We start from the raw sequence: 26,519 nt of genomic DNA, 5'->3' as shown, positions 1-26,519 counted from the left end.
CGTGACCGGCGCGAGGACAACGAGTACGTCCGCTCGGGGACCTGCTCGATCTTCTGCTGGGTCGAGCCGCTGCGCGGATGGCGGCGCGTGGACGCGCAGTCCCGGCGGACCAGGGTCGACTGGGCGCACCAGGTCGAGCACCTGCTGAGCGTGGACTATCCCGACGCCGCCACGGTCGTGCTGGTGATGGACAACCTCAACACCCACACCACCGCCTCGCTCTACGAGGCGTTCGACCCGGCAAAGGCCTTCGCGCTGGCCCAGCGCCTGGAGATCCACCACACCCCCAAACACGGGTCCTGGCTCAACATCGCCGAGATCGAGCTCTCCGCCCTCACCCGCCAGTGCCTGGACCGCCGCATCGACGACCTCACCATGCTCAACACCGAACTCGCCGCCTGGCAGCAGCACACCAACAGCAACCAGCGCCAAGTCCACTGGCACTTCACCACCGACGACGCACGCGTGAAACTACGCCACCTCTACCCAACCACACAGCGAAAATAAGCCGCAACAAGCTACTAGTGCCGCGGCAAGCAACGTTCGCCCGGTAAGGAGCGGCGTCCGGGGCGTCCTCTCGGCGTGCCGGACGGAATGCCCCGTTGATGGACCGGACGTACTGGGGGTTTCGGCCGGTGCGGCGAGAGGGCGTGCCGGGCGTCGCGACGGGGCGGCCGTTGCCTGCCGCGGCACTAGGCGCCGTAGGCCGCCCCCGGCTCCTCGGCCTGCCCCAGCAGCTTCAGCGTCGTCTCTCCCGCCTCGGCCGGGCTCCAGCGGGCGCCCTTGTCGGCGCTGGGCCCCGGTCGCCAGCCCTCCATGACGGTGATCCGGCCGGCCTCCGCCTCGAAGACCCGGCCGCTCACGCCCTCGCTCGCCGTGGAACCGAGCCAGACGACGAGGGGGGAGACGTTCTCCGGGGCCATGGCGTCGAAGCCGCTGTCCGGGGCCGCCATGGTCGCGGCGAACGTCCGTTCCGTCATGCGGGTGCGGGCGGCGGGTGCGATCGCGTTGACCTGGACGCCGTAGCGGGCGAGTTCGGCCGCCGCGACCAGGGTCAGCCCGACGATGCCGGCCTTCGCGGCGCTGTAGTTGCCCTGTCCGACGGAGCCGAGGAGCCCGGCGCCGCTGCTGGTGTTGACGATCCGGGCGCGTGGCGTGCGGCCCGCCTTCGCCTCGGCCCGCCAGTGGGCGGCGGCGTGCTTGAGGGGCAGGAAGTGGCCCTTGAGGTGGACGCGCAGGACGGCGTCCCAGTCGTCCTCGTCGAGGTTGACCAGCATCCGGTCGCGCAGGAAGCCGGCGTTGTTGACGAGCGTGTCGAGCCGGCCGTACGTCTGGAGGGCCGCCGCGATGAGCGAGGCGGCTCCTGCGGTGGTCGCGATGTCGCCGCCGTGGGCGACCGCCTCGCCGCCAGCCGTCCGGATCTCCTCGACGACCTGCCGGGCCGGGCTGTCGGTGCCTGGCGTGCCGTCCAGTCCCACGCCCAGGTCGTTGACCACGACCCGGGCGCCCTCCGCCGCGAACGCGAGCGCGTGGGCCCGCCCGAGGCCCCTGCCCGCGCCGGTGACGACGACGACCCGTCCGTCGCAGATTCCGCTCATCTCAGGTCTCCTTGTTGGCAGTCGCCGCGTCGAGGAACGCCGGCCGCTCCCCGCCCCCGTGCACCAGCAGGCTCGCCCCGCTGATGTAGGCGGCCGCGTCGGAGGCGAGGAAGACGGCCGCGGCGCCCACGTCGGCCGGGGTGGCCAGGCGGCCCAGCGGCACCGTGCGGGAGACCGCCTCGACGCCCTCCTCGCCGCCGTAATGCACATGGGCGAGTTCGGTGCGGACCATGCCGACGACGAGGGTGTTGACCCGAACCTCCGGCGCCCACTCCACGGCCATCGAGCGGGCGAGGTGGTCCAGGCCGGCCTTGGCCGCCCCGTACGCCGCCGAGCCGGGTGAGGGCCGGCTGCCGCTGACGCTGCCGATCATCACGACGGCTCCCCGGGCCCGCCGCAGCTGCTCGTAGGCGGCGAGGGAGGCCGTGAGCGGGGCGAGCAGGTTCAGCTCGACGACCCGTGCGTGGCGCTCGGCGTCCGCGTCGGCCAGTCGCCGGTAGGGGGTGCCGCCCGCGTTGTTGACGAGGACGTCGAGGCGGGGCAGGGCGGCGAAGAAGGCGCGGACGGCGGGTGGGTCCCGCAGGTCCAGGGGGCTGAACTCCACGCCGTCGAGTGGCACTTCGGGCGGGTGGCGCGCGCAGGCGACGACCCGCGCCCCGGCCTGGGCGAAGGCCTTCGCGATCCCGGCCCCCACGCCCCGGGTGCCGCCCGTGACGACGACGGTGCTGCCACGCAGGGAGTTGTCCACAGGCCTCCCGCTCCGATCCGTGGGCTGCTAGCTTCGAAGCCTCACACCTAACAAATGTTTGGTGGAAAGGCGTTGGTTGGAAAGGTAGCTGATGCGCCCATGGGTGTCTCCACCTCGGCCCCGGAAAAGGGGATCCGTGTCCTCACCGTCGACTTCCCCCCGGTGAACGCGCTGCCGGTGCGGGGCTGGTTCGAGCTGGCCGACGCGCTGCGCACCGCCGGCCGCGACCCTGAGGTGCGGTGTGTCGTGCTGGCCGCGGAGGGGCGCGGGTTCAACGCGGGTGTGGACATCAAGGAGATACAGGCGCGGGGCTCGAGTGCGCTGGTCGGCGCGAACCGGGGCTGCTTCGAGGCGTTCGCGGCGGTGTACGAGTGCGAGGTGCCGGTGGTGGCGGCGGTGCACGGTTTCTGCCTGGGCGGCGGCATCGGTCTGGTGGGGAACGCGGATGTGATCGTGGCGAGCGAGGACGCCGTCTTCGGGCTGCCGGAGCTGGACCGGGGCGCCCTGGGCGCGGCCACCCATCTGGCCCGGCTGGTCCCGCAGCACCGGATGCGCGCCCTGTACTACACCGCGCAGACGGTCACCGCGCGGGAGCTGCACTCCCACGGCTCGGTGTGGCGGGTGGTGCCCCGCGAGGAACTGCACGGCGTGGCGCTGGGGTTGGCGCGTGACATCGCCGCCAAGGACGGTGAGCTGCTGCGCCTGGCCAAGGCCGCCATCAACGGCATCGACCCGGTGGACGTGCGTCGCAGCTACCGCTTCGAGCAGGGCTTCACCTACGAGGCGAGCGTGGTCGGGGTCGCCGACCGGGTCCGGGACACCTTCGGCAAGGACAGGGAGGGCGCGTAGGCGTGGCCGACAAGACGATGACCGCCGAGGAGGTGGTCTCCCGCCTGGAGAGCGGCATGACGCTCGGCATCGGCGGCTGGGGCTCCCGCCGCAAGCCGATGGCCCTGGTCAGAGCGTTGCTGCGGTCGGACGTCACGGACCTGACGGTGGTCTCGTACGGCGGCCCGGACGTGGGGATGCTGGCGGCGGCCGGGCGGATCCGGAAACTGGTCGCGGCCTTCGTGACCCTCGACTCGATCCCGCTGGAACCGCACTACCGGGCGGCACGGGAGCGCGGGGCCTTCGAGCTGATGGAGATCGACGAGGCGATGTTCCTGTGGGGGCTGCGCGCGGCGGCGAACCGGCTGCCGTTCCTGCCGGTGCGGGCCGGGATCGGCTCGGACGTGATGCGGGTCAACCCGCATCTGCGGACGGTCACTTCGCCGTACGGGGACCGGGAGACGTTCGTGGCGATGCCGGCCCTCAGGATGGACGCGGCCCTGGTGCACGTGGGGCGTGCCGACCGGCTGGGCAACGGGCAGTACCTGGGCCCGGACCCTTACTTCGACGACCTGTTCTGCGAGGCGGCCGACGCGGCCTATGTGTCGTGCGAACGGATCGTGGACACGGCGGAGCTGACGAAGGAGGCGGCGCCGCAGTCGCTGCTGGTCAAGCGGCACACGGTGACGGGTGTCGTGGAGGCCCCGAACGGCGCGCACTTCACGTCCTGCGCGCCCGACTACGGCCGGGACGAGGCCTTTCAGAAGAGGTACGCGACCACGCCCTGGCCGGAGTTCGCGGCCGGGTTCCTGGTCGGGGACGAGCAGGCGTACCAGGCGGCCGTGCGGGAGGAGTCATGACGGGGGTCACCCGGGCGCCGGCTCTCGCACCCACCCGCGCCGAGTACTGCGTGATCGCCTGCGCCGAGGCCTGGCGGGGCGACGGCGAGGTGCTCGCCAGTCCGATGGGGCTGATCCCCTCCGTCGGCGCCCGGCTCGCCCGGCTCACCTTCTCACCGGACCTGCTGCTGACCGACGGCGAGGCGATGCTGGTCCGCCCGGACGGCACGGTCGAGGGCTGGCTGCCCTACCGTCAGCACCTGGCCTTCGTCACCGGCGGGCGGCGGCACGTGATGATGGGCGCGAGCCAGATCGACCGGTTCGGCAACCAGAACATCTCATGCATCGGCGACTGGGAGCGGCCGAAGCGGCAGTTGCTCGGGGTGCGGGGGGCTCCGGTCAACACCCTGAACAACCCGACGAGTTACTGGGTGCCGAAGCACTCCCGTCGGGTCTTCGTGGCGAAGGTCGACATGGTCTGCGGGGTGGGCTACGACCGCGTGGCCGCCCACCCGGAAGCGGCCCGTTACCACCGCATCCCGCGGGTCGTCTCCGACCTCGGCGTCTTCGACTTCGAGACCCCGGACCACTCGATGCGCCTGGCCTCCCTGCACCCGGGTGTCACGGTGGAAGAGGTGCGGGAGGCCACCGCCTTCGACCTGACCGTCCCGGACCCGGTCCCGGTGACCCGCGAGCCCACCGCCGACGAGCTGCGCCTGATCCGCGAGGTGCTCGATCCGGGCAACGCCCGTGCCAGGGAGGTCGGTTCGTGATGGAGACCGCGCTGACCCGCCTCGTCGGCGTCCGGCACCCGATCGTGCAGACCGGCATGGGCTGGGTGGCCGGCCCCCGTCTGGTCTCCGCTACGGCGAACGCGGGCGCGCTCGGCATCCTGGCCTCCGCGACGATGACGACCGACCGGCTGCGCGAGGCGATACGGGAGGTCAAGTCCCGCACCGACGCGCCGTTCGGGGTGAACCTGCGGGCGGATGCGGCGGACGCCGGTGACCGGGTACGCATCATGATCGAGGAGGGCGTCCGGGTCGCGTCCTTCGCGCTCGCCCCCTCCCCCGAGCTGATCGCCGAGCTGAAGCGGGCGGGCGTGGTCGTGATGCCGTCCGTGGGTGCGCGGCGGCACGCGGAGAAGGTCGCGGCCTGGGGCGCGGACGCCGTGATCGTGCAGGGCGGCGAGGGCGGCGGCCACACCGGCGAGGTGGCGACGACGGTGCTGCTGCCGCAGGTGGTGGACGCGGTGCGGATACCCGTGGTGGCGGCGGGCGGCTTCTTCGACGGGCGGGGACTGGTCGCGGCGCTGGCGTACGGGGCGGCGGGGATCGCGATGGGCACACGGTTCCTGCTCACCTCCGACTCGACGGTGCCGGACGCGGTGAAGGCACGGTATCTGGCGGCGGCGGTCAAGGACGTCACCGTGACCCGGGCGGTGGACGGGCTGCCGCACCGGATGCTGCGCACGGAGCTGGTGGACTCCCTGGAGAACTCCGGCCGCGCCCTGTCCCTGGCGCGGGCCCTGCGCCGCGCGGCCGGCTTCCGTCGGCTGTCCGGGCTCACCTGGCGGCAACTGGTGCGCGACGGGCTCGCCATGAAGCACGGCAAGGACCTGTCCTGGAGTCAGGTGCTGCTCGCGGCGAACACGCCGATGCTGCTGAGGTCGGCGATGGTGGACGGCCGGACGGATCTCGGGGTGATGGCGTCCGGGCAGGTCGCCGGCGTGATCGAGGACCTGCCCTCGTGCGCGCAGCTGGTGGCGGGGGTGATGGCTCAGGCGGATGGCATCATCGGCGAGTTGGCCCGAGGCGGTGCCGCGATGCGCACATGACCGCTCCCGCCTCCGGCCGCCGTACGGCTCAGACCCGTTCGATGATCGTCACGTTGGCCTGGCCACCGCCCTCGCACATCGTCTGCAGGCCGAAACGTCCGCCGGTGCGCTCCAGTTCGTGCAGCAGGGTGGTCATGAGCTTGACGCCGGTCGCGCCGAGGGGGTGACCGAGGGCGATCGCGCCGCCGTTGACGTTGACCTTGTCCGGATCGGCTCCGGTCTCCTTCAGCCAGGCCAGCACGACCGGCGCGAACGCCTCGTTGATCTCGACGAGGTCGATGGCGTCGATGGTCAGGCCGGTCTTCTTCAAGGCGTGGGCGGTGGCCGGGATGGGGGCGGAGAGCATGCGGATGGGGTCCTCGCCGCGTACGGAGAGGTGGTGCACCCGCGCGCGGGGCGTGAGGCCGTGTTCGCGCACCGCCCGCTCGGAGGCGAGCAGCATCGCCGCCGCGCCGTCGGAGACCTGCGAGGAGCAGGCGGCGGTGATGGTGCCGCCGTCGAGGACCGGCTTCAGCCCGGCCATCTTCTCCAGCGAGGTGTCCCGGCGCGGGCCCTCGTCGACGGCGACCTCGCCGTAGGCGGTGATCTCCCGCTCGAAGCGGCCCTCGTCGATCGCCCGCAGCGCCCGCCGGTGCGAGCGCAGCGCGAACTCCTCCTGGTCCTCGCGGCTGATGCCCCACTTCGCGGCGATCATCTCGGCGCCGACGAACTGGTTGACGGGCTGGTCCCCGTACCGGGCTCGCCAGCCCTCGCTGCCCGCGAAGGGTCCGGCGGTGAAGCCCAGCGGCTCGGCGGCCTGCCGGGTGGCGAAGGCGATCGGGATCTGCGACATGTTCTGCACGCCGCCCGCGACCACCAGGTCCTGCGTGCCGGACAGGACGCCCTGCGCCGCGAAGTGCACGGCCTGCTGCGAGGAACCGCACTGCCGGTCGATGGTCACGCCCGGCACCTCTTCGGGCAGCCCGGCGGCCAGCCAGCAGGTCCGCGCGATGTCCCCGGCCTGCGGCCCCACCGCGTCCAGGCAGCCGAAGACGACGTCCTCGACGGCGGCCGGATCCACCCCGGAGCGGGCCACCAGCTCCTTCAGCACGTGCGCGCCCAGATCGGCCGGGTGGACTCGGCTCAGCCCTCCCCCGCGCCGCCCGACGGGCGTCCGGACCGCTTCGACGATGTAGGCATCGGCCATGGCAACTCCCTCAGCAGAAAGGGCTATTCGCGTACCGCGATCCCGTCCAGCACCATCGACAGGTACTGCCGGGCGATCTCCTCCGGGCTGTGCTGTCCGCCGGGCCGGTACCAGGACGCGGCCACCCACACGGTGTCGCGCACGAACCGGTAGGTGAGGCGGACGTCGAGGTCGGCGCGGAAGACCCCGGCGGCGACCCCGCGCTCCAGCGTGGACAGCCACGCCTTCTCGAACTTGCGCTGCGACTCGGCGAGGAACGCGAACCGTTCCTGCGCGACCAGCTGTTTGCTCTCCTTCTGGTAGATCGCGACGGCGGCGCGGTGCCGGTCGATCTCCCGGAACGACTCGGTCACCAGTGCTTCGAGCGTCTCGCGCGGCCCCGACTCGGCGTCCAGGACGGCGTCGTAGCCGCTCCACAGCTCGTCGAGGAAGGTGCGCAGGATCTCCTCCAGCATCGATTCCTTGGAGTCGAAGTGGTAATAGAGGCTGCCCGCGAGCATGCCCGCGTGATCGGCGATCTTGCGGACGGTGGTGGCGTTGTAGCCCTGCTCGGCGAAGACCTCGGCGGCGGTCTCGAGGAGTTCGGCGCGCCGGGCGGGCGCCGCGGTCACCTGGGGCTTCTTCTTGGTCGGCACGGGTCCATTGTGGTCCTAGGGGTGCTGACTGCTGACGGAGACGACCTCGCCGGTCATGTACGAGGAGTAGTCGGACGCCAGGAACACGATCACGTTGGCCACCTCCCAGGGCTCGGCGTACCGGCCGAAGGCCTCGCGCGCGGTCAGTTCCTCCAGCAGTTCGGGAGTCGTCACCTTCACCAGGTGCGGGTGCATGGCCAGGCTCGGTGACACGGCGTTGACCCGCACCCCGAACTCGGCCGCCTCCAGCGCGGCGCACCGGGTCAGGGCCATGACCCCGGCCTTGGCGGCGGCGTAGTGCGCCTGCCCGGCCTGGGCGCGCCAGCCGACGACGGAGGCGTTGTTGACGACGACCCCGCCGAGCCCCTGCTCCCGCAGCAACCGCAGAGCGGCCCGGGTGCACCGGAAGGTGCCGTTCAACGTCACGTCCAGCACTCTCGACCACTGCTCGTCGGTCATGTCGACGAGGGGCGAGGTGCCGCCCAGACCGGCGTTGTTGACGACCACGTCCACCCGTCCGTGCTCCCGTACGGCGGCCTCGAACAGCGCCCGCACCTGTGCCTCGTCGGTCACGTCGCACACCGCGGCCGCCACCGCCTGTGCGCCGAACTCCCCCGCCAGCTCCGCCTCGTACTCCTTCAGCCGCCGCCCGTGCGCGTCGCTGATCAGGACGCGTGCACCCTCCTCCAGGAAGCGGCGCGCGGTCGCGCCGCCGATGCCCGCGCCGGCCGCCGCGGTGATGACGGCGGTGCGGCCGGTCAGCAGCCCGTGCCCGGGCACGTACGCCGGAGTCTCGACCGTTGTCATAGGGCCACGCTAATCTACCAAACACTTGTTAGGGAAGGAGGGCGACGACCGTGGACCTCACCGACTCGGGCGCCGACGAGGCGTTCCGCGCGGACGCCCGTGCCTGGCTCGCCGCGCATGTGCCGGCCGACCCGCTGCCGTCCCTGGAGACCGGGGAGGGCTTCGCGGCACACCGCGCGTGGGAGGCGGAGCTGGCCGCGGACCGCTGGTCGGTGGTCAACTGGCCGGCCGCGTACGGCGGGAGGGACGCCGGGCTGATCCGGTGGCTGGCCTTCGAGGAGGAGTACTGGGCGGCGGGCGCGCCGGGGCGGGTGAGCCAGAACGGGATCAGCCTGCTCGCGCCGACCCTCTTCGACCACGGCACCGAGGAGCAGCGGGCGCGGGTGCTGCCGTCCATGGCCACAGGCGAGGTGATCTGGGCGCAGGCGTGGTCCGAACCCGAGGCGGGTTCCGATCTGGCCTCCCTCAGATCACGGGCCGTACGCACGGACGGCGGCTGGCTGCTGACCGGCCAGAAGACCTGGTCGTCGCGGGCCGCCTTCGCCGACCGCGCCTTCGGCCTGTTCCGCAGCGACCCCGACACGCCGAAACCCCACCAGGGCCTGACCTACCTGATGTTCGACCTGCGCGCCCCGGGTGTCACGGTCCGCCCGATCGGCCGGCTCGACGGGAAACCGGCGTTCGCGGAGCTCTTCCTGGACGAGGTGTTCGTGCCGGACCGCGACGTGATCGGCACGCCCGGCGAGGGCTGGCGCATCGCGATGTCGACGGCGGGGAACGAACGGGGGCTGATGCTGCGGTCCCCCGGGCGTTTCCTCGCCTCCGCCGCCAGACTTCGCGCCCTGTGGGAGGAGAGGGGAAGCCCGCCCCGCGCGCACGACGACGTGGCCGACGCACTGATCGGCGCACGCGCCTACCAGCTCTTCACCTACGCGGCCGCCTCCCGCTTCCTGGACGGCGACCTGATCGGCCCGGAGTCCAGCCTGAACAAGGTCTTCTGGTCGGAGTTCGACATCGCGCTGCACGAGACGGCGCTGGATCTCCTGGGCGAGGAGGGGGAGTTGGGGGACACCGAGTGGGCCGAGGCCTACGTCTTCTCCCTGGCCGGTCCCCTCTACGCGGGCACCAACGAGATCCAGCGCGACATCATCGCCGAGCGCCTGCTGGGCCTGCCGAAGGGACGCCGCTGATGCGTTTTCTGCTGGATGCCGAGCAGCGGGCGTTCGCGGAGTCCCTGGACGCGATGCTGACGGCGGCGGACACACCGTCGGTGGTACGGGAGTGGAGCCGGGGCGAGCGGAACAGCGGCCGCGCGCTGTGGCGCCGCCTCGCCCGGGCGGGCGTGTTCGGGCTGGCGATACCGGAGGAGTACGGGGGGCTGGGTGCCCTGCCGGTCGAACTCGCCGTCGCCTTCGTCGAGTTGGGACGCCACGCGGTGCCGGGTCCGCTGGTCGAGACGGTCACGGCGGCCGTCCTGCTCAGCGGGGCGGACCCGGCGGCGAAGCGGCTGCTGCCCTCGCTGGCCGCGGGCGAGACCATGGCGACGGTGGCGTACGAAGGGGCGTACGCCCTGGACGGCGATGCGGCGGACCTCCACCTCGCGCTGACCCAGGACGGTCTGCGCCTCTCCCCCGGGCATGGTCCTCTCCGCCCGTCCCTCGACCCCGCCCGCCGCCTCGCCCCCCTGGCACCGGGCGGCGAACTCCTCACCCCGGACCCACCGCTCGCCCAGGCCCTCGCGTACGCCCGTCTCGCGACCGCAGCCCAGGCCCTCGGGGTCGGTCTCGCCCTCCTCGACCGGACCGTCGCGTACGTCGGGCGGCGCACTCAGTTCGGCGTCCCCGTCGGGTCCTTCCAGGCGGTGAAGCATCGACTGGCCGACGCGAAGGTGGCCTTGGAGTTCGCCCGGCCCCTTCTGTTCGGTGCCGCGCTCACCCTGGACCCCGCCGACGTGGCCGCCGCCAAGGTCACGGCGTGCGAGGCGGCGTACCGGACCGCCCGGACCGCGCTGCAGCTGCACGGGGCGATCGGGTACACCGCGGAGTACGACCTGTCCCTGTGGCTGACCAAGGCGCGCGCGCTGCGGACCGCGTGGGGCACGCCTCGGGAGTGCCGGGCGCTGGTGGTCAGTGGTGGTGGTGGTCGCCGCTGGTGAGCTCCCGGTACTCCTCCACCGTCGGTTTGTCGATCCGTGAGTCGGGTCCGAACATCGCGCGGGCCAGCTGGGCGCGCACCCGCTGGGAGACGGTGACGGGCCGGCGCACCCCGTTGGCGTCGACGAGCGGGCCGATCTCGTAGGGCGGGTTCTGCTCGTGCTGGGTGAGGGTGAAGAGCTGGTCCTGCGCCAGGGGTTCGTGCACCTCGACGAACTCGCCGTTCGGCAGCCGTTTGATGGTGCCGGTCTCCCTGCCGTGCAGCACCTTGTCCCGGTCCCGGCGCTGCAGGCCCAGGCAGACCCGTTTGGTGACGATGAACGCGGCGACCGGTGCCACGAAGAAGGCGATCCGCACGAACCAGGTGATGGCGTTGATGGACAGGTGCAGATGGGTGGCCACGATGTCGTTGCCGCCGCCGATCAGCAGCACCACGTACAGGGCGAGCCAGGCCACGCCGAGGCCGGTGCGCACGGGTGCGTTGCGCGGCCGGTCCAGGATGTGGTGCTCGCGTCTGTCGCCGGTGATCCACGCCTCGACGAACGGGTACAGGCCGAGCGCGAGAAGGATCAGCGGGAAGAGCGAGAAGGGGATCAGGACACCGAGGACCAGGGTGTGGCCCCAGGCGTTGATCTCCCATCCCGGCATCACCCGGATCAGTCCCTCGGAGAAGCCGAGGTACCAGTCGGGCTGGGCACCGGTGGTCACCAGGTCGGGCCGGTAGGGGCCGAAGGCCCAGACGGGGTTGATGCTCGCGACGCCGCCCATGAACGCCAGCACACCGAAGACCAGGAAGAAGAACCCGCCTGCCTTGGCCATGTAGACGGGCAGGAAGGGCATGCCGACCACGGTCTTCTGGTCGCGTCCGGGCCCGGGGTACTGCGTGTGCTTGTGGTAGAAGACCAGGATCAGGTGGGCGACCACCAGCCCCAGCATCAGCCCGGGCAGCAGCAGGACGTGCACCGGGAAGAGCCTCGAGATGATGTCGTGGCCGGGGAACTCCCCGCCGAACAGGAACATCGACAGATACGTCCCGACGACCGGGATGGACAGGATCGCGCCGTCGGCGAAGCGGATACCGGTGCCGGAGAGCAGGTCGTCGGGGAGCGAGTAGCCGGTCAGGCCGGTGATGATGCCGAGCATCAGCAGGGTCCAGCCGAACAGCCAGTTGACCTCGCGGGGCTTGCGGAAGGCACCGGTGAAGAACACCCGCATCATGTGCACCAGCATGCCCGTGACGAAGACCAGCGCGGCCCAGTGGTGGATCTGCCGGATCAGCAGTCCGCCGCGCACGTCGAAGCTGATGTCCAGCGTGGACTCGTAGGCCTTGGTCATCCTGATGCCGTTGAGCGGCACGTAGGAGCCGTGGTAGACGACCTCGACCCCGCTGGGCTGGAAGAACAGGGTCAGGTAGATGCCGGTGACGATCAGGATGATGAAGCTGTACAGGCAGATCTCGCCGAGCATGAAGGACCAGTGGTCCGGGAACACCTTGCGCATGTTGGCCTTGGCCAGCGCGTAGATCCCGAGCCGGCCGTCGGCCCAGTCGGCGATCTTCTCGCCCTTGCCCGGGGGCTCCCTGCGGGCCGAAGCCCCGTCTTTCTCCGCACGTGCGCCGTCCATGTGTTCGTCGCCTCCCCGTCGGATCAACCTCAGGGTGGCACGCACCGCCCGGCCCGGCCAACGGTGCGATCAGGACGAGCGCAGGATTCCCCGGGCGCGTGCCTGCGCCAGCCAGGACGGGAACTCGCTCAGCAACCGGTCGTACAGGACCGCGTCCGACACCTGCCGTGGGTCGGCGCCCGCGTGGAAGAAGCCGGCGTTGTCGACCACCCGCTTGTGCGGCACGGGAAGGTCGTCGAGCCCTCGCAGGAAGTCGAACTGCGGGCTGCTCGGGTCCCCGAAGCCGATGAACTGCCAGAACAGCGGCAGCCTGGCCGCCTTGCACAGGTACCTTTCGGCGGCGAGCCGGCTGGTCGGCCCGCCGTCGGTCTGGAAGATCACGAGAGCGGGGTCCTCGGATCCGGTGTCGAGGTGATGGTCGATGACCGCGTCCATCGCCAGGTGGTAGTTGGTCCTGCCCATGTGCCCGAGCCCGGCGGCGATGCGCTGGATGCGCCCACGATGGTCGCCGAGGCCGATGTCGGCGACGGCGTCGATGTCCGTGGAGAAGAAGAAGACCGGCACCACGCCGTCGTCGTCGAGATGGGCCGACAGACCGAGGACACGATCGGCGAGGGCCTGCACACTGCCGTCGCGGTAGTAGGGCCTCATGGAACCGGAGTGGTCGACGACCAAATAGACAGCGGCCCGCTGGCCGACCAGTCCCTGCCGTTCGAGGGACGCCCCCGCGCTCTTGTAGAGGCTGACCAGGGCCGGCGCGGTCTCCTCGACCTTCTGCAGACTGATCGCAACCATGGCCCCTACTCTCCCATCTGTCACTCTGGTTGGTTATTTTGATCGCCGCCGTCCCCACCGGCTCACCCTTCGTCCCATCCCCTCCGAGGAGCCGGCGTGGAACCCGAGTCCACCGTCACCACCTGCTACCGCCATCCGGCGGTGGAGTCCCATGTCCGCTGCACCCGCTGCGACCGCTACATCTGCCCCGACTGCATGCGGGAGGCGTCCGTCGGCCACCAGTGCGCGGAGTGCGTACGGGAGGGCGCGCGGTCGGTGCGGCAGCCGGGCACGGCGTTCGGCGGCCGGATCACCACCGCACCCGTGGTGACGTACGTCCTGGTCGCGCTCAACGTGCTCGCGTACGTGGGCGAGTTGGTGCGGCCGTCGGTCGTGGACCGGTTCGAGATGCTGGGCCGGGGGCTGGCCGGGCCGGACGGCGGGCACTACGTGTGGGTGGCCGGGTATCCGTCCGCCTACCACCCGGAGGGTGTCGTCGACGGCGAGTGGTACCGCCTGCTGACCGGCGCGTTCCTGCATCTGCCGCCCACCGGCGGCATGTTCGGGATCCTGCACATCGTGATGAACATGGTGTCGCTGTGGAACATCGGCCGGGTGGTCGAGGTCCAGCTCGGCCGGATCCGGTACGTCACCCTGTACCTGCTGTCGGCGCTCGGCGGCTCGGTGCTCGTGCTGCTGATCGCGCCGGACACCCCGACGCTCGGCGCGTCCGGCGCGATCTTCGGGCTGGGAGCCGCCTACTACGTCATGGCCCGCCGCCTGGGCGCCGACATGAGCCAGGTCAACCGGTTCATGGCGGGACTGCTGCTGTGGCTGCTGGTCTCCGCCGGCCTCACCTCCTGGCAGGGCCACCTCGGCGGACTGCTGGCCGGCGGTGTGGTGACCCTGGCGTACGCCTACGCGCCCCGCGACCAGCGCCGCACCCTCGTCCAGGCCGGCGCGTGCGTCGCCCTGCTGGCGCTGCTGGTGATCCTGGCGATGGCGAGGGTCGCGGAGCTGACCGTCTGAGCGACCCGGGGTCTCACGTCCCCACTTCTCCCGCAGCACCTGCTCCGCGGGCTTCCCGTGCGAGGTGTACGCCCGGCGCACGGGGGTCGCCCCACTGTCCGGCCAGTCGTCCCACATCCACCAGCACGCGCCGGCCCACCAGCGCCGGCCGGTGAAGGAGTCGAGCAGGGCCCGGTAGGCGGCCGCCTGCTCGTCGGGCGCGGGGTCCTCACCGACCGTCCAGGAGTACGGAGCGGTGGTGGCCCCGCGCTGGCTGACGTAACCGGCCTCGGTGAACAGGACGCGCCGGTCGTGCTCGCGGGCGTACGCGGCGAGGGCGTTCCTGATGGGGGACCCAGGCACGGCTGAGGAGTGCCGGGTCGGTGGTGGGCTTCGCGGCCAGTGGCCAGTAGGCGTCGACGCCGATGAGGTCGAGGTCCTTCCAGAAGGGGATCCTCCGGTACTCGTCGTAGTCGGCCGCGTAGGTGAGCGGTCCGTCGAAGCGGGCGCGTACCGCCTTGATGACGCCCTGCCAGCGCGCGAGGTCGCCCGAGACACCGGCGAGTTCGGTGCCCACGGCGAACTGTTCGGCACCGGTGGCGGAGGCGAGGTCGGCGCAGTGGGTGATGAAGGCCCGGTAGGCGGCGAACCAGGCGTCGGGGTCGCGGGGCCGGATGGCGGCGCGGTCCTCGTCGCCGGGCAGGTCGACGTGCGGCTTGATCATCACCTTGAGGCCCACCGCGTGGGCGCGGCGCACGATGTCGCGCAGACCGGCGTCGCTCGCGGTCTCCTCGGTGGTGTGCAGCGAGTCGTCGGCGCGGGTGTCCTGGTACCAGGTCGGGGTGAAGGTGACTCAGCGGGCGCCGGTGGCCCGGATACCGCGCAGATAGCGGTCGGCGGCGGGGCTGTCGTAGTCGGTGCGGTTCCAGGAGGGCAGTGTGATGCCGCGCATCGTCGCACTCCCGGAGCGTTCGGGGCTTGCGGCGCCGGAGTCGTCGGTGCCCTCGGCCGCCTGGTGGGTCGTGCAGCCGCTCGCGGCGAGGAGGACCGCCACCGCGGCCGCGGCGACGGTCCTCCTCAGGGCACGCGATGCGACCTCACCGCCCGCCTGGTGCGCGAACTCGGCGAGGTCATGCGGGACCAGCGCCCCGACCTGGTCGTGGTGCAGGGGGACACCACGACCGCGCTGGCCGGCGCACTGGCCGCCTTCTACGAGAAGATCCCGGTCGCGCACGTCGAGGCCGGACTGCGCACCGGCGTCCTGGACAACCCGTTCCCCGAGGAGCTCAACCGCTGCCTCATCAGCCGGATGACCCGCTGGCACTTCGCGCCGACGGCCCGCGCGGCACAGCATCTGACCGGTGAGGGCGTGCCCGAGGAGCAGGTGTTCACCACCGGCAACACGGTGATCGACAACCTGCTGTGGGTGCTCGCCGAGGGCACCGGCACCTCCGCGTTCCGCACCGGCGGCAGGCGCCTCCTGGTCACCCTGCACCGCCGGGAGAACCAGGGAGAGCGGATGCGCGGCATGGGACGGGCGCTGCACCGGCTCGCGGCGCGCGGGAACGTCGAGATCGTGCTGCCGCTGCACAAGAGCCCGGCCGTCCGGGACGTGCTGCTGCCCGAACTCGACGGCCACCCCGGCATCTCGCTCGTCGAACCGCTGGACTACCTCGACTTCGCGGCCACGCTCGAAGCGTGCGACTTCGTCCTGACCGACTCCGGCGCATCCAGGAGGAGGCCCCGGGCCTGAGCAAACCCGCGCTGGTGCTGCGCACCACCACCGAGCGGTCCGAGGCCGTGGAGGCCGGGGCGGCCCGGCTGATCGGCACCGACCCGGAGGCCCCGGTGAGCTGGGCGACACGGCTGCTGGACGACCCGGCGGAGTACCGGAGGATGGCGAGCGCCGGGAACCCGTTCGGCGACGGCAGGGCGGCGGCCCGGATCCTGGCCCAGCTGGCCGAGGACTTCGCCGCCGACGTCCCGGTGTGGCTCACGGCGTCCGGGCCGTACTCGACGACATGACGGGCAGGGGTCGTACCGTCACCAGAGTGGCGCCGGCGCTCACCGTGGCCGCGCTCCTCGCGGCCGTCCTGAGTCGGTGCCAGGGCGACGGACCGCCGCCGAAGCCCTGGATCGACGGTACGACCCACGGCCGTTGGCGGTCGGTGTTCCACGGCATGGGCCGCAACGTCGGCGACGACGCGTCGCTCTCCCTCTCCCCCATGGCCGCCGAGGACCCCGGCACGACGCACGCGGGTCTGGTCGTGAGCACCGCCTCCTACGCGGACGTGCGGTACGAGGCCCGGACGCTGACGGTGAGGCAGCTGCGCTCCCCCAGGCCGAACCCCTGGGAGGTGCCGTGGCTGGTCTGGGCGTACCGCGACCCCGAGCACTCCGCTACGTCACCCTCAAGCCGAACGGCTGGGAGCTGGGGAAGCGGGATCCCGCGTATCCGGGCGGGCAGCGGTTCCTGGCGACGGGCCGGACACCCTACCCCGTGGGTCACTGGTACGACGTGTGGGTCGAGCAGCGCGGTGCGGTGCTGTCGGTGCCGGTCGGGAAGAAGCCGCCGGTGAGGTTCCGGACGCCGAACGCCCTTACAACCGGGGCAGGGTGGGCGCCTACACCGAGGACGCGACCGTGAGGTTCGAGGGACTTCAGGCGAGTTCGGGGGGCTGAGAAAGGCGACAGCGCCTGCCCGTAGTCCGGTCGGGGACTGGGCAGGCGCCATCACGGGGGGTCTGGGGGGATACCCCCCAGACGACCAGCCCGTACGCCGTTGTACGGGACGCTGGGTGAACCGTCAGACCATCAGGGCGCGGTCCGTCGGGCGGATCGGGGCCGGCAGGTCGCTGGCGCCGGTCAGGTAGCGGTCGCAGCCGCGGGCGGCCGAGCGGCCCTCCGCGATCGCCCACACGATGAGCGACTGGCCGCGGCCCGCGTCACCGGCGACGAAGACACCGGGGACGTTGGTCTGGAAGTCGGCGTCGCGGGCGATGTTGCCCCGCTCGTCGAGCTCCAGGCCGAACTGGTCCACCAGACCGTTCTCCCGGTCCGTACCGGTGAAGCCCATCGCCAGCGTCACCAACTGGGCCGGGATCTTGCGCTCGGTGCCCGGCTTCGGGGTGAGCCTGCCGTCGATGAACTCGACCTCGGTGAGGTGCAGCCACTGGACGTTGCCGTCCTCGTCGCCCTCGAAGTGGGTGGTGGAGACGGAGTAGACCCGCTCGCCGCCCTCCTCGTGCGCGGAGGTCACCTTGTACAGCATCGGGAAGGTCGGCCACGGCTGGGTGGCGGCGTTCCGCTCGTCGCCCGGTCGCGGCATGATCTCCAGCTGGGTGACGGAGGCCGCGCCCTGGCGGTGGGCGGTGCCCACGCAGTCGGCGCCGGTGTCGCCACCGCCGATGACCACGACGTGCTTGCCCTCGGCGGAGACGGGCGAGACGACGTAGTCGCCCTCCTGCACCTTGTTGGACAACGGCAGGTACTCCATCGCCTGGTAGATGCCCTTCAACTCCCGCCCGGGGACGGGGAGGTCACGGGCGGTGGTGGCACCGGCGGCGATGACGACGGCGTCGTACCGCTTCTTCAGGTCGCCCGCCTTGATGTCGCGGCCGATCTCGATGCCGGTACGGAAGCGGGTGCCCTCCGCGCGCATCTGCTCGATACGGCGGTTGATGTGCCGCTTCTCCATCTTGAACTCGGGGATGCCGTAGCGGAGCAGGCCGCCGATGCGGTCGGCGCGCTCGTAGACGGCGACGGTGTGACCGGCCCGGGTCAGCTGCTGGGCGGCGGCCAGGCCCGCGGGGCCCGAGCCGACGACGGCGACGGTCTTGCCGGACAGGCGCTCGGGCGACTGCGGGGCGACGTCACCGGTCTCCCACGCCTTGTCGATGATCGAGACCTCGACGTTCTTGATGGTGACCGGCGGCTGGTTGATGCCGAGCACGCACGCCGACTCGCACGGGGCCGGGCACAGCCGGCCCGTGAACTCGGGGAAGTTGTTCGTCGCGTGCAGGCGCTCCGAGGCCGCCGTCCAGTCCTCGCGGTAGGCGTAGTCGTTCCACTCGGGGATGAGGTTCCCGAGCGGACAGCCGTTGTGGCAGAACGGGATGCCGCAGTCCATGCAGCGGCTGGCCTGCTTGCTGATGATCGGCAGCAGGGAGCCGGGGACGTAGACCTCGTTCCAGTCCTTCAGGCGGTCCTCGACCGGGCGGGACTTGGCGACCTCACGGCCGTGGTTCAAAAAGCCCTTCGGGTCAGCCATTGATCGCCGCCTCCATCATCTTCTCGGTGATCTCGGACTCGGAGAGTCCCGCCTGCTCGGCGGCGTCCTTGGCGGCGAGCACTGCCTTGTACGTGCTGGGGATGATCTTGCTGAAGCGCTCGATAGCGGTGTCCCACTCGGCCAGCAGCTTCTCGGCGACCGTGGAGCCGGTCTCCTCCTGGTGCCGGCGCACCACGTCGTGCAGCCACTGCTTGTCGGTGTCGTCCAGCGCCTCGACCGACTCCAGGTTGCCGACGTTGACGTTGTCGCGGTCGAGGTCGATCACGTAGGCGATGCCACCGGACATACCGGCCGCGAAGTTGCGGCCCGTCTCGCCCAGGACCACCGCCCGGCCGCCGGTCATGTACTCGCAACCGTGGTCGCCCACGCCCTCGGAGACGACCGTCGCGCCGGAGTTGCGGACACAGAACCGCTCGCCGGTCCGACCGCGCAGGAACAGCTCGCCGCCGGTCGCGCCGTACGCGATGGTGTTGCCCGCGATCGTCGAGTACTCGGCGAGGTGGTCGGCGCCCCGGTCCGGACGGACGACGACGCGGCCGCCGGAGAGGCCCTTGCCGACGTAGTCGTTGGCGTCGCCCTCCAGGCGCAGCGTGACACCGCGCGGGAGGAAGGCGCCGAAGGACTGGCCGGCAGAGCCGGTGAAGGTGATGTCGATGGTGTCGTCGGGCAGACCGGCACCGCCGAACTTCTTCGTCACCTCGTGGCCGAGCATGGTGCCGACCGTGCGGTTGATGTTGCGGATGGAGACCTGGGCGCGCACCGGCTGGGCGTCGGTCGCGGAGTCCGCGGCCAGGGCGTCGGCGGCGAGCTTGATCAGCTCGTTGTCGAGCGCCTTCTCCAGGCCGTGGTCCTGCTCGATCACCTGGTGGAGCACCGCGCCCTCGGCCAGCTCGGGCACGTGGAACAGCGGGGACAGGTCCAGGCCCTGCGCCTTCCAGTGGTTGACCGCGCGGGTCACGTCGAGCGTCTCGGCGTGACCGACGGCCTCCTCGATGGAGCGGAAGCCGAGCTCGGCGAGGATCTCGCGGACCTCCTGGGCGATGTACTGGAAGAAGTTGACGACGTACTCGGCCTTGCCGGAGAAGCGGTCGCGCAGGACCGGGTTCTGGGTGGCGATGCCGACCGGGCAGGTGTCCAGGTGGCAGACGCGCATCATGACGCAGCCGGAGACGACGAGCGGCGCGGTCGCGAAACCGAACTCCTCGGCGCCGAGCAGCGCGGCGATGACGACGTCACGGCCGGTCTTCAGCTGACCGTCCGTCTGGACCACGATGCGGTCGCGCAGGCCGTTGAGCAGCAGGGTCTGCTGGGTCTCGGCGAGGCCCAGCTCCCAGGGGCCGCCCGCGTGCTTGAGCGAGGTCAGCGGGGAGGCACCCGTGCCGCCGTCGTGGCCGGAGATGAGCACCACGTCCGCGTGCGCCTTGGACACACCCGCCGCGACCGTACCGACGCCGACCTCGGAGACCAGCTTCACGTGGATCCGCGCCTGCGGGTTCGCGTTCTTCAGGTCGTGGATCAGCTGCGCCAGGTCCTCGATGGAGTAGATGTCGTGGTGCGGCGGCGGGGAGATGAGGCCCACACCCGGGGTCGAGTGACGGGTCTTGGCGACCCACGGGTAGACCTTGTGGCCGGGCAGCTGGCCGCCCTCGCCGGGCTTGGCGCCCTGGGCCATCTTGATCTGGATGTCGTCCGCGTTGACGAGGTACTCGGAGGTCACGCCGAAGCGGCCGGAGGCGACCTGCTTGATGGCGGACCGGCGCGCCGGGTCGTAGAGGCGGTCCGGGTCCTCGCCGCCCTCACCGGTGTTGGACTTGCCGCCCAGCTGGTTCATGGCGATGGCGAGCGTCTCGTGCGCCTCGCGCGAGATGGAGCCGTACGACATGGCGCCGGTGGAGAACCGCTTGACGATCTCGGAGACCGGCTCGACCTCGTCGATGGAGATCGGCTGCCGGTCCGACTTGAAGCCGAACAGGCCGCGCAGCGTCATCAGGCGCTCGGACTGCTCGTTCACGCGCTCGGTGTACTTCTTGAAGATGTCGTAGCGGCCGGTGCGCGTGGAGTGCTGGAGGCGGAAGACCGTCTCCGGGTCGAAGAGGTGCGGCTCGCCCTCGCGGCGCCACTGGTACTCGCCGCCTATCTCCAGCGCGCGGTGCGCGGGAGCGATGCCGGAGGCCGGGTAGGCCTTGGCGTGGCGGGCGGCGACCTCGCGGGCGATGACGTCGATGCCGACGCCGCCGATCTTGGTGGTCGTACCGGCGAAGTACTTCTCCACGAAGGCGTCGTCGAGACCGACGGCCTCGAAGACCTGGGCGCCGCGGTAGGAGGCGACCGTGGAGATGCCCATCTTCGACATGACCTTGAGCACGCCCTTGCCGAGGGCGTAGATCAGGTTACGGATGGCCTTCTCGGGCTCGATGTCGGAGAGGAAGGTGCCGGCGCGGACCAGGTCCTCGACCGACTCCATCGCCAGGTAGGGGTTGACCGCCGCGGCGCCGTAGCCGATGAGCAGGGCGACGTGGTGGACCTCGCGGACGTCTCCGGCCTCGACCAGCAGGCCCACGTGGGTGCGCTGCTTGGTGCGGATGAGGTGGTGGTGGACGGCCGCGGTGAGCAGCAGCGACGGAATCGGCGCGTGCTCGGCGTCGGAGTGGCGGTCCGACAGGACGATCAGACGGGCGCCGTTGTCGATGGCGGCGTCGGCCTCGGCGCAGATCTCCTCGATGCGCGCGGCGAGGGCGTCACCGCCGCCGGAGACCCGGTACAGGCCGGAGAGGGTCGCGGCCTTGAAGCCGGGCATGTCACCGTCGGCGTTGATGTGGATGAGCTTGGCCAGCTCGTCGTTGTCGATGACGGGGAAGGGCAGCACGACGGAGCGGCAGGAGGCGGCGCTCGGGTCGAGCAGGTTGCCCTGCGGGCCCAGCGACGAACGCAGGGAGGTGACCAGCTCCTCGCGGATCGCGTCCAGCGGGGGGTTGGTGACCTGCGCGAACAGCTGGGTGAAGTAGTCGAACAGCAGCCGTGGACGCTCGGACAGCGCGGCGATCGGGCTGTCCGTGCCCATCGAACCGATCGGCTCGGCACCGGCCTTGGCCATCGGCGCGAGGATGACGCGCAGCTCCTCCTCGGTGTACCCGAAGGTCTGCTGGCGGCGGGTGACGGAGGCGTGGGTGTGGACGATGTGCTCGCGCTCGGGCAGGTCGCCCAGCTCGATCTCGCCGGCCTCGATCCACTCTGCGTACGGCTGCTCGGCGGCGAGGGTCGCCTTGATCTCGTCGTCCTCGATGATGCGGTGCTCGGCGGTGTCGACGAGGAACATCTTGCCGGGCTGCAGGCGGCCCTTGCGGACGACCTTGGCGGGGTCGATGTCGAGGACGCCCACCTCGGAGCCGAGGACGACCAGGCCGTCGTCGGTGACCCAGTAGCGGCCCGGGCGCAGACCGTTGCGGTCGAGGACCGCGCCGACCTGGGTGCCGTCGGTGAAGGTGACGCAGGCCGGGCCGTCCCAGGGCTCCATCATCGTGGAGTGGAAGTTGTAGAAGGCACGCCGGGCCGGGTCCATGGAGTCGTGGTTCTCCCACGCCTCCGGGATCATCATCAGCACGGAGTGCGGCAGCGAACGCCCGCCCAGGTGCAGGAGTTCGAGCACCTCGTCGAAGGACGCCGAGTCGGAGGCGTCCGGCGTACAGATCGGGAAGAGGCGCTCCAGGCCCTTGTCCCCGAACAGGTCGGAGACAAGCTGGGACTCGCGGGCGACCATCCAGTTGCGGTTGCCCTTGACGGTGTTGATCTCACCGTTGTGCGCGACGAACCGGTACGGGTGCGCGAGCGGCCACGACGGGAAGGTGTTCGTGGAGAACCGGGAGTGCACGAGCGCGATCGCGGAGGCGAAGCGGCGGTCGGACAGGTCCGGGAAGAAGGGCTCCAGCTGACCGGTGGTCAGCATGCCCTTGTAGACGATGGTGCGCGCGGAGAGCGAGGGGAAGTAGACGCCGACCTCGCGCTCGGCGCGCTTGCGCAGCGCGAAGGCCTTGCGGTCGAGGGCGATACCCGTGGCAGGCGCGGCGGAGCCGTCCGCGACGAAGATCTGTCGGAAGGCGGGCATCGTCGAACGCGCGGTGGCACCCAGCAGTTCGGGGGCGACCGGGACCTCGCGCCAGCCGAGCACCGTGAGGCTCTCGTCGGCGGCGATCGTCTCGATCCGCGAGACGGCCTCCTCGGCGCCGTCCTCGGGCAGGAAGGCGACACCGACCGCGTAGGCACCCGCCTCCGGCAGCTCGAATCCGGCCACGTCACGGAAGAACGCGTCGGGTACCTGGGAGAGGATGCCGGCGCCGTCGCCGGAGTCCGGCTCGGAGCCGGTGGCACCGCGGTGTTCGAGGTTGCGCAGAACGGTCAGGGCCTGCTCGACCAGGGTGTGGGACGCCTCGCCGGTGAGGGTGGCAACGAAGCCGACGCCGCACGCGTCGTGCTCGAAGCGGGGGTCGTACATACCCTGCGCAGCAGGGCGAGCATCCATGAAGGACCAGTTCTGGCCATTCGCGGAGTGCTGGGACGGCTGGCGCGGCGTACGCATCGGCTCTCCCGTCGTCGTCTCAAGTGGCATGCAGATTGCCGAGGGACGACGTTGGCCCTCTGCTGAGTGCAAAATTTCGTGCAGGTTACATGATGGAGCGCTTCTCGGGAACCGGGATATGCCGTTCCAACATGCGGACATCGCGGGGCTGCGGTGCGGGTACCGCGCCTGCGATGGAAGCTATGGGGATCGACGGGACAGATCGTTGTCCGTCGACCCGAAGAACGGGGAGGGCGGCGTCGCCCTTCCCGCGGGTGCCCGGCAGGCCTCATTGCCCACAGCGCTTACGGCTCATGCCCGGTGGTTAAGCATTCGAAACCAGCAAGTAACGGCTACTTATGCGGCCCAACGCATAAGTAGCGGTCGGGCTATCCTACGGCCGTTCCGAACAAAGTGCCCAGGGCGTACGTCACACCGGCCGCCGCCCCACCCAGGGCGAGCTGCCGCAGCCCGCTGTACCACCAGCTGCGCGCGGTCACCCTGGCCACCACGGCACCGCAGGCGAACAGCCCGAAGAAGGCCAGCAGCAGGGCCGGCCAGAGCGCGGTCGCACCGAGCAGATACGGCAGCACGGGCAGCAGCGCGCCGAGGGCGAAGGAACCGAAGGACGACACGGCGGCGACCAGCGGCGAGGGCAGGTCGCTCGGGTCGATGCCGAGTTCCTCGCGGGCGTGGATCTCGAGCGCCTGCTCGGGGTCCTTCGACAGCTGCCGGGCGACCTCCCGGGCCAGCTCCGGCTCGACCCCGCGGGCCTCGTACAGCGCCGCCAGCTCTGCCTCCTCGTCCATCGGGTGCTTGCGCAGCTCGGCGCGCTCGACGTCCAGTTCGGCCTCGACGAGCTCGCGCTGCGAGGCGACGGAGGTGTACTCGCCGGCGGCCATCGAGAAGGCGCCGGCCGCGAGGCCCGCGAGGCCGGTCAGCACGATGGTGTCGCGACCGACGGCGCCACCGGCGACACCGCTCATCAGCGCCAGGTTGGACACCAGCCCGTCCATGGCCCCGAACACGGCCGGCCGCAGCCAGCCACCGTTGACATCACGGTGCGTGTGGTTGTCACGGTGAGCCACGTGGAGCGTGGCCTCGGTCTCGATGATCGCCATCGCGGGGGTCCCCCAAGGAAGCTAAGCCAAAGCTAAGTTTGGACACGTTCTAAGTTCCGACAACACAGAACCTACGCCTGCGCATTCCCGGCCGCCAGCAAGGAAAGGCTCGGCTAACCTGCGGCTTTGCCGATCGACCGGGTGACATGGAGCCGCCCGAGGCTGGGGTCAACCGCCAACGGTGGGACACATGGGGCATGCCATCGATCCGCGAACGGGCACGCGGCACCCTGCTCGGTCTGGCCGTGGGGGACGCCCTCGGGGCGCCCGCGGAGAACATGAGACCGTCCGCGATCCGCGCCCGCTGGGGCCGGATCAGCGGGTACGTCACGGACGTACCGGCCGGCACGGACGACACGGAGTACGCGATCTTCTCGGGCCTGCTGCTGGCCCGGCACGGCTCGGCCCTCACCCCCGCCCACGTCGAGGCCGCCTGGCACGAGTGGATCGCGGACCGCGCCGAGAGCCCCTTCCGCGGGGCGGGCTTCAGCGAACGCGGCACCCTGGAGAACCTCCGCCGCGGCCTCACCGCCCCCATCTCCGCCCAGCACCGGCACGCCTGGAGCGACGGCCTCGCCATGCGCGCGGCCCCCTTCGGCGTCTTCGCCGCGGGCCGCCCCGCCGAGGCCGCGCGGCTCGCGGCCATCGACGGTTCGGTGAGCCACGAGGGCGAGGGCATCTACGGCGGCCAGGCGGTCGCGGCGGGAGTGGCGACGGCGATGGCCGGGGCGTCGCCCGTCGCCGTCGTGGCCTCGGCCCTCGCCGTCGTTCCGGACGACTCCTGGACGGCCCGCTCCCTGCGCCGGGCCGTCACGGTCGCGCACCGGGGCGAACGCGCGGTGCGCTCGGCGGTGGTGATCGGCGGCTACCCGTGGACGGACCTGGCCCCGGAGGCCGTGGCCCTGGCCTTCGGCGCGTACGCGGCGGCCGACGGCGACTTCCGCGACGCGGTCCTCACGGCGGTGAACATGGGCCGCGACGCCGACACGACGGCGGCCGTGGCCGGCGCGCTGGCGGGTGCGACGCGGGGCACGTCCGCGATCCCGCCCGACTGGGCGGAGGCGATCGGCCCGGCAAGGGGCAACTGCCTCCCGGCGATGGCCGGCCACCACGTCCTGGAGGTGGCGGACCTGCTGGTGGGGGCTGCGCAGACACCGCCGGCACCCGGCAGCGCGGCGGGGGTCCCCCGGTGAGACCGCCGGGCCCCTGGGACGAGGGAAACGGCGAACCAACGCTCACGGCGGAGCCGATCGCTCCCGCGGCCGCCGACGGCGGGGACGCCCCACAGGGGCCGCCGGCACCCGACCACGAAAGCTGCACGGGCGGTGCGGGTGGGAACGAAAGGGCCGAAGACGAAGCCGAGGCGGTGGTCGGCGGCAAGCCCCCGAAGGGAACCGCCGAGGCAGGACGAACCGTCGGCCTCCTGCTCGGCCTGGCCGCAGGCGACGCCGCAGGCTGGCCCTCCGCCCGCCACAGAGCCACCCGCATGCCCGACTGGACCCGCCGCCTCACCCGCGAACTCGACAACTTCGCCGAGCACAACGCGACGACCACCCTCCCCGTCCCCCTCGCCCTCAACCGACCCCCCGACCCCCTGCTCCTCGGCCCCTCCGACGACGCCGAATGGGCCGCCTTCGCCGCCGAGACCCTCCTGCGCGCCGGCGACGACACCCCCCTCGGCGACCTCAGCCGAGAACGCCGTACCAGAGCCGCCATCGACCTCACCTGGAACGCCCTGGCGGCCGAGGTCGCCGCCGCGGCGCACCGGGCCCCGGAAGTGGAGTCCGCCGTCCTCCCCCTGCGCGCCCGCATCTCCGTCCGCGCAGGGCTCGGCAACCTCGCCGCCGGCCTGCGCCCACCCGCCACCGGCCACGACAACCCCCACTACTTCGACGACGCGGCCTGTATCCGCGCCTGTGTCCTCGCCGTCGCCCACCCCGGCGACCCGGGCCGCGCCGCGGACCTCGCCGAGTTCGACGCCCGCTACACCCAGGACGGCGACGGCGTCCACGGCGCCCGGGCGATGGCGGCGGCGGTGTCCCTGGCCCTGACCGGCGCCGACGTGCACACCTGTGTGACGGCCGCCCTGGCCCGGCTCCCCGAGACCACCGAGATCGGCCGCAACGCCCGGCACGCGCTGGACCTGGCCCGGCGGGCCGAGTCCGCCTTCGCCCTGATCCCGCTGCTGGAACACCAGATCGTCGACCACGTCTACAGCTACGGCATCGCGGCCGCCGAGACCGTCCCGGTCGCCCTCGCCCTGACCACCGCGTCCGGGGGTCGTATCGCCGAGGCGGTACCGGCCGCGGCCTGTCTCTCCCGCGTGGCCGACTCGGCGCCCGCCCTGGTCGGCGCCCTCGCCGGAGCGCTCGGCGGCAGGGCGGCCCTCCCCGCCTCCTGGCGGGACGCCTGCCGCACCCTCGCCGGCTGCGCCCTGCCCCGTCTGACCGCCACCGACCTGGTGGAACTCGCCGAACTGCTGGAAGCCGTGCAACCCGCCCCGCCAGGAGGATGATTCG

General features: G+C 71.6%; 24 protein-coding genes and 2 pseudogenes. 13 read left to right on the top strand and 13 right to left on the bottom strand.

Annotated features, from left to right (window positions below; genetic code table 11):
* Positions 1-507: transposase (locus ACIRVK_RS18945; RefSeq protein ID WP_404248351.1), on the top strand; the 507-nt coding region annotated here is incomplete at its 5' end.
* A 185-nt stretch (positions 508-692) separates the two neighbouring features.
* On the opposite strand, the gene ACIRVK_RS18940 is transcribed toward ACIRVK_RS18945, so the two are convergent.
* Together ACIRVK_RS18940 and ACIRVK_RS18935 are read right to left on the bottom strand one after the other, a co-directional pair.
* A complete protein-coding gene (locus tag ACIRVK_RS18940; protein WP_404248349.1) occupies positions 693-1,598 on the bottom strand; it encodes an SDR family oxidoreductase in 906 nt (301 codons plus the stop codon).
* A gap of 1 nt (position 1,599) precedes the next feature.
* Positions 1,600-2,346: an SDR family oxidoreductase gene (locus ACIRVK_RS18935; protein WP_404248347.1), complete on the bottom strand. Its 747-nt coding sequence runs from the start codon at positions 2,344-2,346 to the stop codon at positions 1,600-1,602.
* Between the two features lie 99 nt (positions 2,347-2,445).
* Here ACIRVK_RS18935 and ACIRVK_RS18930 point away from each other — a divergent pair, with 99 nt between their 5' ends.
* From ACIRVK_RS18930 to ACIRVK_RS18915, 4 genes are read left to right on the top strand one after another with little or no spacing between them, the layout of a single operon-like run.
* Positions 2,446-3,195: an enoyl-CoA hydratase family protein gene (locus tag ACIRVK_RS18930; RefSeq protein WP_404248345.1), complete on the top strand. Its 750-nt coding sequence runs from the start codon at positions 2,446-2,448 to the stop codon at positions 3,193-3,195.
* 2 nt (positions 3,196-3,197) lie between these two features.
* Complete coding sequence (locus ACIRVK_RS18925; protein ID WP_404248343.1) at positions 3,198-4,034, top strand: CoA transferase subunit A; 837 nt, start codon at positions 3,198-3,200, stop codon at positions 4,032-4,034.
* Positions 4,031-4,786 (top strand): CoA-transferase subunit beta, encoded by a 756-nt coding sequence (locus ACIRVK_RS18920; RefSeq protein WP_404248341.1) that lies wholly within the window; start codon positions 4,031-4,033, stop codon positions 4,784-4,786. The genes ACIRVK_RS18925 and ACIRVK_RS18920 overlap by 4 nt, the downstream gene beginning before the upstream one ends.
* Complete coding sequence (locus tag ACIRVK_RS18915; RefSeq protein WP_404248371.1) at positions 4,786-5,850, top strand: NAD(P)H-dependent flavin oxidoreductase; 1,065 nt, start codon at positions 4,786-4,788, stop codon at positions 5,848-5,850. Before ACIRVK_RS18920 ends, ACIRVK_RS18915 begins: the two co-directional genes overlap by 1 nt.
* A gap of 28 nt (positions 5,851-5,878) precedes the next feature.
* Here the strand turns inward: ACIRVK_RS18915 and ACIRVK_RS18910 are convergent, their stop codons facing one another.
* The 3 genes from ACIRVK_RS18910 to ACIRVK_RS18900 are packed head-to-tail and all read right to left on the bottom strand — an operon-like array spanning position 5,879 to position 8,478.
* Positions 5,879-7,036 carry an acetyl-CoA C-acetyltransferase gene (locus tag ACIRVK_RS18910; protein ID WP_404248339.1) on the bottom strand — a complete coding sequence of 386 codons (1,158 nt, stop codon included), beginning with the start codon at positions 7,034-7,036 and terminating at the stop codon, positions 5,879-5,881.
* Between the two features lie 23 nt (positions 7,037-7,059).
* Complete coding sequence (locus tag ACIRVK_RS18905; RefSeq protein WP_404248337.1) at positions 7,060-7,671, bottom strand: TetR/AcrR family transcriptional regulator; 612 nt, start codon at positions 7,669-7,671, stop codon at positions 7,060-7,062.
* A 15-nt stretch (positions 7,672-7,686) separates the two neighbouring features.
* On the bottom strand, positions 7,687-8,478 hold the full coding sequence (locus ACIRVK_RS18900; RefSeq protein ID WP_404248335.1) for an SDR family oxidoreductase: 792 nt from the start codon (positions 8,476-8,478) through the stop codon (positions 7,687-7,689).
* Between the two features lie 50 nt (positions 8,479-8,528).
* On the opposite strand from ACIRVK_RS18900, the gene ACIRVK_RS18895 reads away from it, so the two are divergent.
* Positions 8,529-9,668 (top strand): acyl-CoA dehydrogenase family protein, encoded by a 1,140-nt coding sequence (locus ACIRVK_RS18895; RefSeq protein ID WP_404248333.1) that lies wholly within the window; start codon positions 8,529-8,531, stop codon positions 9,666-9,668.
* Positions 9,668-10,633, top strand: a complete 966-nt coding sequence (locus ACIRVK_RS18890) for an acyl-CoA dehydrogenase family protein (protein WP_404248330.1) — start codon at positions 9,668-9,670, stop codon at positions 10,631-10,633. Before ACIRVK_RS18895 ends, ACIRVK_RS18890 begins: the two co-directional genes overlap by 1 nt.
* On the opposite strand, the gene ACIRVK_RS18885 is transcribed toward ACIRVK_RS18890, so the two are convergent.
* Positions 10,605-12,254 carry a cytochrome bc complex cytochrome b subunit gene (locus ACIRVK_RS18885; RefSeq protein WP_404248328.1) on the bottom strand — a complete coding sequence of 550 codons (1,650 nt, stop codon included), beginning with the start codon at positions 12,252-12,254 and terminating at the stop codon, positions 10,605-10,607. The two genes, ACIRVK_RS18890 and ACIRVK_RS18885, sit on opposite strands and share 29 nt — an antisense overlap.
* A gap of 69 nt (positions 12,255-12,323) precedes the next feature.
* The gene (locus ACIRVK_RS18880) at positions 12,324-13,049 is read right to left on the bottom strand and encodes a vWA domain-containing protein (protein WP_404248326.1); all 726 of its coding nucleotides are present in this window, start codon (positions 13,047-13,049) and stop codon (positions 12,324-12,326) included.
* A 96-nt stretch (positions 13,050-13,145) separates the two neighbouring features.
* Here ACIRVK_RS18880 and ACIRVK_RS18875 point away from each other — a divergent pair, with 96 nt between their 5' ends.
* A complete protein-coding gene (locus ACIRVK_RS18875; RefSeq protein WP_404248324.1) occupies positions 13,146-14,057 on the top strand; it encodes a rhomboid family intramembrane serine protease in 912 nt (303 codons plus the stop codon).
* A 162-nt stretch (positions 14,058-14,219) separates the two neighbouring features.
* On the opposite strand, the pseudogene ACIRVK_RS18870 reads toward ACIRVK_RS18875, so the two are convergent.
* From ACIRVK_RS18870 to ACIRVK_RS18860, 3 genes and pseudogenes are all read right to left on the bottom strand, one after another.
* Positions 14,220-14,399 (bottom strand): annotated as a pseudogene (locus ACIRVK_RS18870) (glycoside hydrolase family 113); the annotation flags it as partial.
* 91 nt (positions 14,400-14,490) lie between these two features.
* Positions 14,491-14,841: pseudogene (locus ACIRVK_RS18865) on the bottom strand (glycoside hydrolase family 113); the annotation flags it as partial.
* A 48-nt stretch (positions 14,842-14,889) separates the two neighbouring features.
* Positions 14,890-15,090, bottom strand: coding sequence for a hypothetical protein (locus ACIRVK_RS18860; RefSeq protein WP_404248322.1), 201 nt, complete (start codon positions 15,088-15,090; stop codon positions 14,890-14,892).
* Between the two features lie 57 nt (positions 15,091-15,147).
* Between ACIRVK_RS18860 and wecB the strand changes: the two genes are divergently transcribed.
* The 3 genes from wecB to ACIRVK_RS18845 are packed head-to-tail and all read left to right on the top strand — an operon-like array spanning position 15,148 to position 16,615.
* The gene (wecB, locus tag ACIRVK_RS18855; protein ID WP_404248320.1) at positions 15,148-15,789 is read left to right on the top strand and encodes a non-hydrolyzing UDP-N-acetylglucosamine 2-epimerase; all 642 of its coding nucleotides are present in this window, start codon (positions 15,148-15,150) and stop codon (positions 15,787-15,789) included.
* Entirely contained in the window at positions 15,735-16,061 is a 327-nt protein-coding gene (locus ACIRVK_RS18850) for a UDP-N-acetylglucosamine 2-epimerase (RefSeq protein ID WP_404248318.1), read from the top strand. Before wecB ends, ACIRVK_RS18850 begins: the two co-directional genes overlap by 55 nt.
* Positions 16,062-16,087: 26 nt before the next feature.
* Positions 16,088-16,615 carry a hypothetical protein gene (locus ACIRVK_RS18845; protein WP_404248316.1) on the top strand — a complete coding sequence of 176 codons (528 nt, stop codon included), beginning with the start codon at positions 16,088-16,090 and terminating at the stop codon, positions 16,613-16,615.
* A gap of 227 nt (positions 16,616-16,842) precedes the next feature.
* Here the strand turns inward: ACIRVK_RS18845 and ACIRVK_RS18840 are convergent, their stop codons facing one another.
* The 3 genes from ACIRVK_RS18840 to ACIRVK_RS18830 form a co-directional block, all read right to left on the bottom strand.
* A complete protein-coding gene (locus tag ACIRVK_RS18840) occupies positions 16,843-18,306 on the bottom strand; it encodes a glutamate synthase subunit beta (RefSeq protein WP_404248314.1) in 1,464 nt (487 codons plus the stop codon).
* The gene (gene gltB / locus ACIRVK_RS18835; protein ID WP_404248312.1) at positions 18,299-22,900 is read right to left on the bottom strand and encodes a glutamate synthase large subunit; all 4,602 of its coding nucleotides are present in this window, start codon (positions 22,898-22,900) and stop codon (positions 18,299-18,301) included. Before gltB ends, ACIRVK_RS18840 begins: the two co-directional genes overlap by 8 nt.
* 368 nt (positions 22,901-23,268) lie before the next feature.
* The gene (locus ACIRVK_RS18830) at positions 23,269-24,000 is read right to left on the bottom strand and encodes a VIT1/CCC1 transporter family protein (RefSeq protein ID WP_404248310.1); all 732 of its coding nucleotides are present in this window, start codon (positions 23,998-24,000) and stop codon (positions 23,269-23,271) included.
* Between the two features lie 197 nt (positions 24,001-24,197).
* Here ACIRVK_RS18830 and ACIRVK_RS18825 point away from each other — a divergent pair, with 197 nt between their 5' ends.
* Complete coding sequence (locus ACIRVK_RS18825) at positions 24,198-25,193, top strand: ADP-ribosylglycohydrolase family protein (RefSeq protein ID WP_404248308.1); 996 nt, start codon at positions 24,198-24,200, stop codon at positions 25,191-25,193.
* A gap of 56 nt (positions 25,194-25,249) precedes the next feature.
* Positions 25,250-26,515, top strand: coding sequence for an ADP-ribosylglycohydrolase family protein (locus tag ACIRVK_RS18820; RefSeq protein ID WP_404248369.1), 1,266 nt, complete (start codon positions 25,250-25,252; stop codon positions 26,513-26,515).
* Positions 26,516-26,519 lie beyond the last annotated feature (4 nt).

Source organism: Streptomyces sp. NPDC101152, assembly GCF_044768275.1.
Lineage (GTDB): Bacteria > Actinomycetota > Actinomycetes > Streptomycetales > Streptomycetaceae > Streptomyces.
Note: the sequence above shows the minus strand (reverse complement) of the source record. Positions and strands in the feature narration are given on the sequence as shown.